Raw genomic sequence first — 13,162 nt, 5'->3', positions numbered from 1 at the left:
ATCCTGCCTGATTAAAAAAGTAATTGTAGCCAGAGGTCGCTTAGTACCACGCTCTGCTGATACAAAAGTCCGAATTCGCGTCCTGCTAAAAGATGACCAAAGTCATTCTTCGAGGTGATTGTCATCAGTAATAGCCAAAACTCGAAAGGCAGACACTCTTTCGAATGCCTGCCTTCATGAAGGTTGGTTGTTAACTTATTCTTTCTCGCCCTGTGCCTCTTTGGCGTTTGGCGGGTTGCTGCCCTGCAGTGACAGGATGTAGCTACTTACTTCCAGCATCTGGTCTTTGGTCAGTTTACCTTGCCAAGGCACCATACCTTTGCTAGGCACACCGAACTTCACCGTACGGAAGATGTCATTCACATCCCCACCGTGCAGCCAGTACTCGTCGGTCAGGTTAGGACCTACTGTACCCTCACCCGCCTGGCCGTGACAAGCCGCGCAGTTCTGTAGGTAGATCGCCTTGCCAGACTCAAGCGCACCGGCGTCTGTCAGCACTTCGAAATTGGTAACGGCATTCGGGTCTTCTACATTCTGAGCTGCGATCAGGGATGCCTGCTGCATTTCCATTTCGTACTCCTCGGCCTGCAAGGCACCTGTGCGGAACACGTGGTAGTGCAGCATATAGCCTACTGCGAACACGATCGTCACATAGAACATGTATTTCCACCATGGTGGCAGGTCGTTGTCGTACTCCTGTATACCGTCGAAATCATGGTTGGAGTGGATTTCGTCTTTGGCCTTGCCTGTCATCACCGTGGCATCACCACTCATAAGGGCGTATACACGACCTGAGAATGACGCCTGGAACTCCTCGTCTTTCAGTGAGTCGCCCATCATCGGTACGATCAGGCGGAAGAGCATGAACAGCACCACAATGATCAGAAGGATGATCAGACCAACCAAACCGTAGATAAAGTGCACGATCGGTGGGAGGTCCATGAAGGCTACATCCTGTACGGCAGCCGGTGTGTCAGCTTTAACTGTTGTTGTTGCTGTCTTCTCTTCAGCCTGGGCAGGTGCAGCGTCGCTGGCCTCTTTGATGTAGGCGATCACATGATTGATGTCTTCATCAGAGAGAGAGCTACCAAATGCCGGCATCGGCATCTTTTTAAACTTCTCGTACACGGCTACCGCATCGGCATCACCTGATTGAATCAATTCCTGCGAATTGCTGATGAACTTGTGCAGCCATTCATCTCCGCGGCGCTCGTGCACATCCTTCAGGGCTGGGCCTACTACATCCGCATCTATGCTGTGGCAGGCAGCGCAGTTGCCTTCAAATATTTTCTTGCCCTGCACTGCATCCTGTGCAAATGCCGAAGCACCCGTCATCAGGACAAAGCCGGCCGCCAGGACCAGTTGTCTCAGTTTATTCATGGGAGATTTCATTGTCTGTTCCCTCCTATTGTTTGGTCTTGATCCTCATCTGCGCAGGCGAAGCTGCTCATGTTGCTCACATACTTCTTATCCATCAGGGCCACATATACCAGCAGACCCAGGAAGAACAAAAAGAAGATTGTAAATGAAATGAGCGGGTATATTTCAATGCCATCTATGGCTTGTAACACGTTCTTATACATTGTCTTTGAGTTTTTGACGTTCAGACCTAGTGACAAAGGACTTCCGAGTTGACCTTCTGTCCTTTGTCATGTAGACTGATGTCAGGTTTGCTATTCTTCTACTTCTTCAGCTTTCACCTTAATGTCGGTACCCAGACGCTGCAGGTACGCAATCATGGCCACGATCTCACTTTCAGGACGCACTTCCAATCCTTCTTTGGCCAGGTCGGCTGTGATGGCACGTGCCTGGGTCATGAGCTCCTGGTTCGCATTGGCGATGTATTCGTCCTCGTAAGGTACACCCAGTTGCTTGAGCACTTTCAGCTTGGCTTCTGTTGTGGTCAGGTCTATGTCCTGCTCGAACAGCCATGGGTAAGCCGGCATAATAGAGCCCGGAGACATGGAAGTCGGGTCGAGCATGTGGTGGTAGTGCCAGCTGTGCGGGTATTTGCCACCTACTCTGTGAAGATCCGGACCGGTACGCTTAGAGCCCCACAGGAAGTTGTGGTCATACACGAACTCACCTGCTTTGGAGTATTCACCGTAGCGCTCTGTCTCTGATCTGAATGGACGAACCATTTGCGTATGGCAGTTCACACAGCCCTCTTTGATGTACAGGTCACGACCTTGCAATTCCAGGGAGGTATAAGGCTTCACGCTGGCGATGGTTGGCACGTTTGACTTGATCACGAAAGCAGGTATAAACTCTACCAGACCACCGATCAGGATCGCTACCGTTGCCCAAACCGCCATTTGCATTGGGCGCTTCTCAATCCAGCTGTGCCAGTGACCGGCATTGTGGCTCACTTCTTTCACTATCGGAGGAGCGATAGCCGCTTCGTTAGCCTCTAATGCACCAGATTTCGCTGTCTTGTACAGGTTGTAGATCATCAGGAACACACCGCTCAGGTATAGCACGCCACCGATACCGCGCAGGTAGTACATCGGAACGATCTGTTGCACTGTTTCCAGGAAGTTAGAATACTGCAAAGTACCTTCTGCTGTGAACTCTTTCCACATCAAACCTTGGGTGAAACCTGCCCAGTACATTGGGATGGCGTAGAACAGGATACCTAGTGTACCTAACCAGAAGTGCGCATTAGCCAGCTTCTTAGAGTGTAGTTGTGTCTTATATAGGCGTGGGAACAACCAGTATAGCATCGCGAATGTCAGGAAGCCGTTCCAGCCCAGGGCGCCAACGTGCACGTGTGCTACGATCCAGTCCGTAAAGTGCGCAATAGCGTTTACGTTCTTCAGCGACAGCATCGGGCCTTCGAAAGTAGCCATACCGTAAGCGGTGATCGCTACTACCATGAATTTCAAAACTGGTTCTTCACGTACCTTGTCCCAGGCTCCGCGGAGTGTCAGAAGACCGTTGATCATACCACCCCAGCTTGGAGCGATCAGCATGATAGAGAATACAACGCCCAATGACTGTGCCCAGTCAGGCAATGAGGTATACAGCAAGTGGTGCGGACCAGCCCAGATGTAAATGAAGATCAGCGACCAGAAGTGAATAATGGAAAGTCTGTAAGAGTATACCGGACGATTTGCAGCCTTAGGCAGGAAATAGTACATCAGGCCCAGGAACGGCGTTGTCAGGAAGAACGCCACCGCGTTGTGGCCATACCACCACTGCACCAGCGCATCCTGCACCCCGGCGTAGCCAGAGTAGCTTTTCCAGAAGGTAACCGGCAATTCGTAAGAGTTTACAATGTGCAGTACCGCAACGGTCAGGAAAGTGGCAATGTAGAACCAGATGGCTACGTACATGTGCTTCTCACGACGCTTGGCAATGGTACCGAACATGTTCCATCCGAACACCACCCATACCAATGTAATGGCGATATCAATTGGCCACTCCAGCTCTGCATATTCTTTGGACGTCGTGATGCCCAGCGGTAATGTGATAAGCGCAGCTACAATAATCAGCTGCCAGCCCCAGAAATTTAGCTTACTGAGTTTGTCGCTGTACATGCGCGACTTGCAAAGGCGCTGCAATGAATAATACACACCCATAAAGATGGCGTTGCCCACAAAAGCGAAGATCACCGCATTGGTGTGCAACGGTCTGATACGGCCGAAGGTCGTGTACTGGTTACCCAGGTTCATATCGGGGTTTGCGAGCTGGAACGCGATTAGGGTGCCGATGATCATACCGGCTACACCCCAGAATACGGTGGCGATACCAAAGTCGCGAACGATCTTGTTGTCGTAGAAAAAGGATTCCGAGACCCCTGAATCCTGCCCTACCCGTTTCGGGTTCGGTTCTAAGACAGTTGCTACATTAGTTGACATGTGCGGTGTCCTCCATTGGTTAAGGTTTGTTGAGTATTATTGTTTGACTGTGTATTAATCATGTGCAAAATTGAGAATTCGGCCTCTCTGAAAAGATGACCAAAGTCATTCTTCCAGGTGATTGTCATCAGTAATCAGATTGACTTATGGCTGCTTTTGACCTGGATTATCGGTTTTAGGAGCTCCGTTGAACTCGTTTTCGAAAAGCATGCGCACAGCTGGGGTATAGTCGTCGTCGTACTGTCCGGAGCGAACAGCCCATAGGAAGGCAGCCAGGAAACCAGCGGCTACCAGCACACTGACAGCGATAAGAACAAATATGATATACATGGGATTTTGGGTTTAGTGATTGAGTGTAGGAGTGATTGTTTGAGTAGAGGATGCTTAAAAGCGAACCATTAATTTTGATTCACTATTTCGCTCATTCACTCAAGCAGTCATTATCAAAGTCCCGCTTTTTTAGCGGCGTACTTAACGGAGAGTGTGGCAAAAGTCATTACGCTGAGCGTACTGATCGGCATCAGGATAGCAGACACGATTGGGGTAAAGAGTCCCATGACGGCCATAGTGAGACCTACCACGTTGTAAACCAGCGACACAGCGAAGGTCAGGAGGATCAGCGACATGGTCTTTTTAGAGAATTTTAGAAACAGGCTCAGTTTATCAAATGACTCCGCATCCAGGATAGCATCGCAGGAAGGTGAGAAGTTGGTGACGCTGTTGCTCAGGGCTATACCTGCATCACTTTGCTTCAGGGCACCGGCATCGTTCAGGCCGTCCCCTACCATCAGTACCTGCCGATGATCTTGCTCTTTTAGTTTTTGAATGTACTCCAGCTTCTGAACCGGGGACTGGTTGAAGTTCAGTTCAGCTTCGTTGCCGAGTAGCTCCCGCAGTCTTGCTTCCTCATGGTCGTTGTCGCCTGATAGCACAGCGATTTTCTTGTCTTTCAGTTCACCCAGCACACTGCTCAAGCCATCGCGGTACACATTAAAGAAGGTATAGTAGCCCAGCACCACGCCATCAACAGACACATAAACTGTTGTCTTGAGCGTGTCTTTTTGCTTGTCCGCAGGCACACCTATGTAAGCAGCAGAACCTACGCGCACCAGCATGCCGTTCACTTCACCGACCAGTCCTTTACCTGTATATTCCTGGAAATCTGTTACCGGAGCTGTGGTGCCTTGAATAGACTCGCTGATGCGTTGACTGAGCGGGTGCGTCGAGTGACGCAACACTGAAAGTATCGCTTGCTGCTGTGGATCGGAAACTGTTTTACCTGTGTAAGTTACCTCTGCCTCACTTGGCTCCGTCAGCGTACCTGTTTTGTCGAACACTACAGTGTCGATCTTAGCCAGTCGCTCTACTACGCCCGTGTTCTTGAGGTAGAACTTGTTGCGACCAAACACACGCATGGTATGGCCGTGCACGAAGGGCGTAGCCAGCGACAAAGCACACGGACAGGCGATGATCAGCACAGAAGTGAAGGCTTTCATCGCGATATCCATGTCACGTGGCACCCAGTAAACGAGTGCACCGGCAGCTACCATTAATGTCACGATGATGAAGTACTTGCCTGCGATATTGGAGTAGGTATGCAGGTACTGCTCTTCGTTTTTAGAGAAGACGGTATCGTTCCAGAGTTGCGTCAGGTAACCTTGTGACACCTCTTTCACCACCTCCAGTTCGATGCTCTCCCCTACCTGCCGTCCACCTGCATAGATCACCTCGCCTACCACCTTTTCTACCGGTTCAGATTCACCAGACACGAAACTATAGTCGATCATGGCACGACCGTGCAGCAGGATGGCATCGGCAGGTATAAGTTCCTGGTTGCGAATACGGATACGATCTCCCACCTGAAGGTTTCGTACAGCTGTAGAGCTTTCCTCGCCGTTCTCTTTAAGCACCGTGATAGATACCGGGAAATAAGAGGTATAGTCGCGGTCAAATGAAAGGGTGTCATAAGTGCGCTGCTGGAAATACTTACCGATCAGCATGAAAAACACCAGACCAGTGAAGGAGTCCAGGTAGCCTGGTCCTCGGCTGGTGAGGATGTCGAACAGGGAAACGAAGAAGAGCGCCAACAGACCGGTAGAGATTGGCAGATCGATATTGACCATGCGCTGCTTAATGCCCTCCCAGGCTGACGTGAAAAAGCCACGTGCACTGTAGAAGAACACAGGTATGGACAGCAGGATGCTCAGGTAGCCAAAGAAGGAACCTAAATTGTTTTGCAGCCCCTGTGTGAAGTCCAGGTAATCCGGGAAGGCCAGCAACATCACGTTGCCGAAAGCAAAACCGGCTATACCTAGTTTATAGATGATGGCACGGCTCTTTCTGGTGGTCTTTTTACCGTTCGTGTCAGCCAAAGTAATAGCAGGCTCATACCCAATACGGGTCAGCAACTCTACTACTTCACGCAAAGAAGTCTTCTCGTGGAAGTAAGTCAGGGCGACTTCTTTTCGCATAAAGTTAACCGTCGTCTCGGCTATACCTGGGTTTAGCTTAAACAGGTTCTCAAGCAGCCAGATGCAAGAGCTACAGTGCATCTGAGGAATGTAGAAGGTGAGCTTGCAGATCTTGTCACTTCGGAAGTTGATCAGTTGAGCTTCTACACCCGGATCATCCAGATAGGCAAAACGAGCTTCTGAAATAGACTTTCTGCCTGTCAGGCCCGGGTTTTCCTCCAGATTATAGTAAGTACAGAGATTGTTCTCTTCGAGAAGTTCATAAACGGCTTTGCACCCATCGCAGCAGAAAGCTTTTTCGTGCGCTACAATGGGCTCGTCACCACAGGAATCCCCGCAGTGATAGCAGTTCTGAATATTGGTTTGGAGTGCGGCTTCCATCACAATTTTCCTTTATTTATGTCTGGTACAAAGGTAATTGGGAGGCAAAGCCTAAAAGATGACGCATATCACTTTCTGAACTGATAATGCTCAGTGCATACCACGCTCAGATAGTCGAATTTTGTAACATCAGAAAGGATAAATGGCCAAAGCAAAGAACCTGTCAGGCCCCTGAAAATAATGTTTTGTGATTAAAGTTTAGTGTTTAGTATAAGGTGATTATAGCTTAGAGGAGAGACTGAGCTACAATAACGGCAGACGTGATACGGCTGCCGTTTTTTATTTCTTATCCCTATACCTGTTTATCCCTCAAACCTACCGACTTAGTCGTACATGTGGCTGATCTTGTAGAGCTTATCGTGATCAAGTATGGTAATGGAGCTGCCTTTGGTCGTGATCAAGCCTTCGTCTTTTAACTCAGACAGCAGGCGGATCGTGGTTTCTTTGGCGGTACCGACTATGGATGCCAGGTCTTCGCGTGAGATAGAGATCGTGAACGTGTTGCCTTCCTCCCGCTCCTGATATGTTTTCTGAAGAAGTAACAGTGCTTCTCCCAGACGCTCGCGCACCGGCTTATAAGCCATCTGCACCATACGCTCCTCAGCTTCTCCTAATGCGTTAGAGATCAGTTTCATCAATCCTCCTGCAAACGCCACGTTTTGGCTGATCAGCTCCAGAAACTGAGATCGCGGTATGAAGCAGATCACGGCATCTTCCAGTGCGACAGCCGAAGCAGAGTAATTTGTATCAGCCATTAGAGCACGGTATCCGATCAGGTCCCCTGGTTTAGCCAATCTCACAATTTGTTCTTTGCCGTCGCTTCCCAGTTTGGCAATTTTTATCTTACCGGAGCTGATGCAATATAGCCCTGTGGGTTTGCCGCCTTCATGAAAGATCAACTGCCCTTTCTTGTAAGCGAAGCAGGATTTAGTTTCTGCTAGGTGCGACAGCTCAGATGCTCTGCAGCAGCTCAGCAGTGAGTTTGCTCGGCTAGAACAATTAAGACAGTCAGGGGCGGTGAATTTCATAAGCGATCAGGATGATGCAAAAGTATGCAATCGGCTGAAACATCGTATGATTTCAAACATGCTTTTTTTTCAGATTCGTTCGAGTGCTTTACCTGTAAGTGGTTAATGATCAAAAAGAAAGCCCCTGCTATTCAGCAGAGGCTTTCCTGAAAATGTATCTGTATTGCGCAGCTATCTACTTTATAATCAGCTTTCCCTTCATTAAAGGGGTGTCACTTGGGTATGTATTTACAAATTCATACACGCCGATCTTATCCGGGGCAGTAAACTCCATTGTAACGGTCTGTCCGGGCAAGGCCAACGGTGAGGCAGCCAGCATCAGGGAACTGTCTGGCAAGTAATTGCCTGAAGCACCGGCTTTGCTTCCTTTTTGGGCAACCTGTGCCGAGTACCCTTCTTTGGTGAACACGATGTTATAGATCATTTTAGGATCTTTCCCTTCGTTTGTAAATGCTAGTTTAACATGCGAACCAGCTTTTACTTCCAGCGTGTCACGGTCAAAGGTCATGCTTTGCAATTCCTCACCCCCGGTTGCCCGGATAGTCACTTCCTCAACATCCTGCAGGGTAGTGTCCTGCTCCTCTTCCTGCTGCATCAGCGGCTCGTCTGTTATTGTTTCTGGTCTGTCATCCGCCTCCTGCTGTGCGCCACAGGCAGTGACGATCAGCAGTCCGAACAACATCCCTATTATCCATATCTGTTTCATAGTTATCATTTTAATGTTCAGGATTTATAGCTTTGGATTAGCTAAACAGTTCCTGTTCCAGTCTTTTGTCATGACCATAGATGTCATCGCGGAAGTGAACGTTTCCGTCTTCATCTACCCAACTGGTAAAGTATACCAGGTATACCTGAATCTTCTTCGGCAACGTGATCCATTCTTCTTCACCTCCGTTGATGGTTTCCCGAATACGGTTTTCATTCCATTCCGGCATGTCCTTCAGCACATAGTTAGCCAGATCCATGGGACGCTGCAGACGCACGCAACCATGACTAAACCCACGCTGTGTCTGGCTGAAAAGGGAGCCGCTTGGGGTGTCGTGCAGGTAGATGGCATGCTCGTTCGGAAACAGGAACTTCATCGTACCCAAAGCATTCTTCGGCCCCGGACGTTGGCGCACCATGTAAGGGAACGTCTTCTCAGTAACCGATGACCAGTCGATGGACGATGGGGAGATCTGTTTCGGGTTACGCTCCTTTGTCACCACTTCCATGTTCTGGCCGTCCAGGTAACCTGGGTTACGGGCCATGGCCGGCGCAATTTCCTTTTCTACAATGCTGTTTGGTACGTTCCAGTATGGGGCGAGCACCACGTATTCCAACTTGTCACTGAAGATCGGGGTCGAGTTCAGGGTCTTACCCACGATTACATTCATCTCCATCGTCTTCTTATAACCACGTTCTGCTTCCGGGCTATTGCTTGGGTCCTCGTACACATAGAGTTTATACTCCGGTATGTTTACCCAGATGTATTTCTGGTCCAGGCTTTTTGGTACCAGACGTTTTGGGATCCAGCGCCAACGCTCCATGTTCATCATGATCTGTTGGATGCGGTCTTCTACCGACACGTTCATCATGCGCAGGGTGTTGCCACCGACTTTACCGTCTTGTGCTAGACCGTGCAGGTCCTGGAATGCTTTTACCTGCGCTTCCAGTTTATCGTCAAACTTACGCATCGCCGGGTCATTGGCATTAATCTGGGTTCCCGGACTCAGGCGCTGGCGCAGCGAGATCACGGCAGCTGCAGTATCCCCTTTTTCCAGTATCTTCCGGTTGCCGAGTTCAACTTTAGCCCAGCCTCCCTTTTCCTCAAGTTCTCGGTATTGCTGCAGGGCGTTACGCAGGTCCATGTACCCTTTGTGCAAGGCTTCAAACTCATAATACGGATAGGTACTTTCCCGCTCCTTCAGGATGGTTTGTAATGCCTTATGTAGTTTGATCTTGTTGTTTCTAACCCCCCATTGTACCTGCTTGACATTGCTCGGGTTGATGCGCCCTCTGTAAAAGTCAGAGGCGTAATTGAAGTAAGTACCCGTAAGTGCAATGTCTATCTGCTGTTGCAATTCGAGTCTGGCCGAATCTTTACGTCCCATCTCATTGTAGCGGCTAATCATTTCGTCAATGGCTACCACTTTATACTCTTTCGGATCCAGTCCCTCCTGTTTAGCATTGTTGATGGTTGTCAGCAACTTTTCGGACTCTGGCACCAGGTCAGAACCTTTAAACCAGGCCAGGCGGTATTCACGATCACCATAGAACTGGTAGATCAGATCTTCATATTCTTTAAACTGTTTTTGATCCCTGATGTAATCTTTGATGTAAAGACTATCAGTTTCAGTGGCTGCCAAGGTGTTAATGCCTAGCATTTCTTTTACACCTCCTTTGCTTTCCCCATTGCCATCTGCATTCTGATTGCAAGAAGCAAGGCTGAACAGGCAGAGAATGACCAGGCCGATCGGCTTAATTTTTTTTATGATGAAAGGGTTCATGTTTGTTTGTTTAATGGCTTACTGCAGAGGGATCATAAAACCATTTTATAAAGTCTTACTTAAAACTGTGCTATTTCTAAGCTGTCGAAGCCTCTGAGTTTTGATTTTGCTTATGTACTTCAAAAGGACATAAAATGTTCTGTATACGCTCACACAGCTGGCCTTGCACGTCCACACGCTCTTAAGGCTACGATTTATGGGGTATAGATATTCCTCTATAACATATTACGTACTTTCAGGTGTTGTCGATACGTTTAGCCGGGGGTACTTTACAGTTCCTGACAAATAATGTATCTTACCACACCATAACTAATGTATACAATGACTCCATACCGTAAATTCTTACTTGGCCTGGGTTTGGCCGGAAGTCTGCAACTAGGCGCCTGTTCAACCCAAACCACTACGACTGATGAAACTATGACAGCAGAACAGCAAGGAATGGCCCAGGCGCCAAACGATGTCCACAGCTTTGCCAAGCCAGCAGAGGCCGTGGCCCGCCACCTGGACCTCGACATCGCCGTGAACTTTGACCAAAAAGTGATCTCGGGCAAAGCCTCTTACCAGATTGATAATAAGGCAAAAGGAAACGAGATCATTTTCGATACCCGTGGTCTTGAAATAGAACAGGTATACCTGGGCAAAGAGCAAACTCCTACCACCTTTAAGCTGGGTGATGAAAAGGAGTTTCTGGGCCGCCCGTTGATCATTGCCATTCAGCCTGAGACAGATTATATCACCATTCAGTACCGCACGACTGCCAATGCCGATGCGCTGCAATGGCTTAATCCGCAACAGACAGCCGGCAAGAAGCATCCGTTCCTTTTTACACAGTCACAGGCAATACTGGCCCGCACCTGGATTCCGATACAGGACAGCCCAGGTATACGCATTACCTACAACGCCAAAGTGCAGGTGCCGAAAGAACTGATGGCAGTGATGAGCGCTGAAAACCCGCAGCAGAAAAACAATACCGGTAGCTATACCTTTGAAATGCGCCAGGCTATCCCATCTTACCTGATGGCGCTTTCCGTGGGTGATATGGTATTCAAGCCAATCGGGCAGCAGACCGGTATTTATGCCGAACCTGCTACCATTGATGCAGCCGTGTATGAATTTGCTGAGATGGACAAGATGCTCGTGGCAGCTGAAAAGCTGTATGGCAAGTACCGCTGGGATCGCTACGTTTTGTTGGTGTTGCCTCCTTCCTTCCCCTTTGGCGGTATGGAAAACCCGCGCCTGACCTTTGTGACGCCTACCGTGCTGGCCAAAGACCGCTCCCTGACCAGTCTGATCGCACACGAACTGGCACACAGCTGGAGCGGCAACCTGGTGACCAATGGTACCTGGGATGACTTCTGGCTGAATGAAGGCTTCACAGTATACTTTGAGCGCCGCATCATGGAGGAGATCTATGGAAAAGACTATGCCGACATGCTCAACGTGCTGGGTTACCAGGATTTGCAGCACACGCTGGACGAGCTTGGCCGCAACAGCGATGACACCCGCCTGAAGCTGGACCTAGAAGGACGTGATCCAGACGAAGGGCTGACCGATATTGCTTACGAAAAAGGTAACTTCTTTCTGCAGAACATCGAACGGGTGGTTGGTCGCGAACGTTTTGACCAGTTCCTGAACAAGTACTTCCAGACTTTTGCTTTCCAGAGCACGAACACAGACCTCTTCCTGGATTTTCTGCGCAAAGAGCTGATTCAGGGTGACGAGAAAATTGCTGAGCAGATTAACATCGAAGGCTGGGTGTATACGCCAGGGCTTCCTGAAGATCATGCAAAACCGACTTCCAAGCGCTTCGCTCAGGTAGAGGAGTCATTCAAAGCTTGGCAAAGCGGCAAGCCAGCCAATCAGCTGCAGACCAAAGACTGGTCTAGCCACGAATGGCTGCATTTCATTCGGATGCTACCTGAGCAGATGAACCAGCAGCAGATGGCCGAACTGGACAAAGCCTTTGGCTTTACGAACTCCGGCAATAGTGAAGTGCTGGCTGCCTGGTTTATCCATACCATCCGCAACAACTATACTGCAGCTGATCAGGCACTGGACAACTTCCTGACTAACGTAGGCCGTCGCAAATTCCTGGTGCCGATCTACAAAGCACTGTCAGCTACACCTGCAGGCAAGAAGAGAGCACAGGAAATCTATGTACGTGCCAAGCCAAATTACCATGCCGTGTCCACCAACACGCTGGATGCGATGCTGAAATAGGTATAGACATACCATTATTAAAAAAAGCCCTGCAGCAATGCGGGGCTTTTTTGATGGTACAGGTATAAACGAAAAAAATCTGTCTCCTTCTGGCCAGCTTGGTTAGCATGGGGAAAGGACAGATTTTTTTCCTTATTTCGTTAGAGCTTTACTTTGCTCCTTTGTGTTCGGCTTTCACATTGATCTTGCTTTCAGCCAGATCAGTCAGCTTGAGGTCTGTGGCTTTTTCTTCTTCCAACGTTGTGTGCAACAGGTTCAAAATCTCTTTGTGACCTAGCTGTTTAGCATAAGTACAAAGGGTGCCGTAACCGGCAATTTCGTAGTGCTCCACACGCTGGGCCGAAGCGATCAGGGCGGCGTCCATCACATCAGAGTCTGCGTTTTCAGACATCATGTCCTGCGCTTCCTTGATGATTCCTTCCATCGCCTTGCATTTTTCACCAGAGGCCTTCATGCCCAAAATATCGAAGACTTGCTCCAGTCGCTCTATTTGTTTTTCTGTTTCACTTAAGTGCATTTCAAAGGCCTTCTTGAGCTGAGAGGACGATGCCTCTTTCATCATTTTCGGAAGCGCTTTTGTAATCTGCTTTTCAGCGTTGTAGATATCCTTGAGTTCGTGGACAAATAAGTCGTTCAGGTTGTTTAGTTTCATAGCTTGGAAAGGTTTAGCGTCGTAAATAAATATAAGCCTGGGCTTGTGTGATTACTATACG

General features: G+C 48.9%; 10 protein-coding genes. 1 reads left to right on the top strand and 9 read right to left on the bottom strand.

What is annotated here, in order from left to right:
* Positions 1–195: 195 nt before the first annotated feature.
* The 8 genes from AC5FX6_RS04050 to AC5FX6_RS04015 all read right to left on the bottom strand — a co-directional run bounded on the left by AC5FX6_RS04050 (position 196) and on the right by AC5FX6_RS04015 (position 10,229).
* The gene (locus AC5FX6_RS04050) at positions 196–1,380 is read right to left on the bottom strand and encodes a c-type cytochrome (protein ID WP_493595744.1); all 1,185 of its coding nucleotides are present in this window, start codon (positions 1,378–1,380) and stop codon (positions 196–198) included.
* Between the two features lie 8 nt (positions 1,381–1,388).
* Positions 1,389–1,583: a hypothetical protein gene (locus AC5FX6_RS04045; RefSeq protein ID WP_493595743.1), complete on the bottom strand. Its 195-nt coding sequence runs from the start codon at positions 1,581–1,583 to the stop codon at positions 1,389–1,391.
* Positions 1,584–1,673: 90 nt separating this feature from the next.
* A complete protein-coding gene (gene ccoN / locus AC5FX6_RS04040; RefSeq protein WP_493595742.1) occupies positions 1,674–3,860 on the bottom strand; it encodes a cytochrome-c oxidase, cbb3-type subunit I in 2,187 nt (728 codons plus the stop codon).
* Positions 3,861–4,004: 144 nt separating this feature from the next.
* Positions 4,005–4,190 carry a cbb3-type cytochrome oxidase assembly protein CcoS gene (ccoS, locus tag AC5FX6_RS04035; protein ID WP_493595741.1) on the bottom strand — a complete coding sequence of 62 codons (186 nt, stop codon included), beginning with the start codon at positions 4,188–4,190 and terminating at the stop codon, positions 4,005–4,007.
* Between the two features lie 113 nt (positions 4,191–4,303).
* Positions 4,304–6,712: a heavy metal translocating P-type ATPase gene (locus AC5FX6_RS04030; RefSeq protein WP_493595740.1), complete on the bottom strand. Its 2,409-nt coding sequence runs from the start codon at positions 6,710–6,712 to the stop codon at positions 4,304–4,306.
* A gap of 323 nt (positions 6,713–7,035) precedes the next feature.
* Positions 7,036–7,740, bottom strand: coding sequence for a Crp/Fnr family transcriptional regulator (locus AC5FX6_RS04025; RefSeq protein ID WP_493595739.1), 705 nt, complete (start codon positions 7,738–7,740; stop codon positions 7,036–7,038).
* A gap of 175 nt (positions 7,741–7,915) precedes the next feature.
* A complete protein-coding gene (locus AC5FX6_RS04020; protein WP_493595738.1) occupies positions 7,916–8,446 on the bottom strand; it encodes a plastocyanin/azurin family copper-binding protein in 531 nt (176 codons plus the stop codon).
* A gap of 37 nt (positions 8,447–8,483) precedes the next feature.
* On the bottom strand, positions 8,484–10,229 hold the full coding sequence (locus AC5FX6_RS04015; protein ID WP_493595737.1) for a L,D-transpeptidase family protein: 1,746 nt from the start codon (positions 10,227–10,229) through the stop codon (positions 8,484–8,486).
* Between the two features lie 312 nt (positions 10,230–10,541).
* Between AC5FX6_RS04015 and AC5FX6_RS04010 the strand changes: the two genes are divergently transcribed.
* Positions 10,542–12,449 carry a M1 family metallopeptidase gene (locus tag AC5FX6_RS04010; protein ID WP_493595736.1) on the top strand — a complete coding sequence of 636 codons (1,908 nt, stop codon included), beginning with the start codon at positions 10,542–10,544 and terminating at the stop codon, positions 12,447–12,449.
* A gap of 148 nt (positions 12,450–12,597) precedes the next feature.
* On the opposite strand, the gene AC5FX6_RS04005 is transcribed toward AC5FX6_RS04010, so the two are convergent.
* On the bottom strand, positions 12,598–13,101 hold the full coding sequence (locus AC5FX6_RS04005; RefSeq protein WP_007660101.1) for a YciE/YciF ferroxidase family protein: 504 nt from the start codon (positions 13,099–13,101) through the stop codon (positions 12,598–12,600).
* Between the last annotated feature and the right edge of the window lie 61 nt (positions 13,102–13,162).

The sequence above is a fragment of the Pontibacter sp. LHS2 genome (genome assembly GCF_058932845.1).
This window is presented reverse-complemented; position numbering and strand designations above follow the sequence as displayed.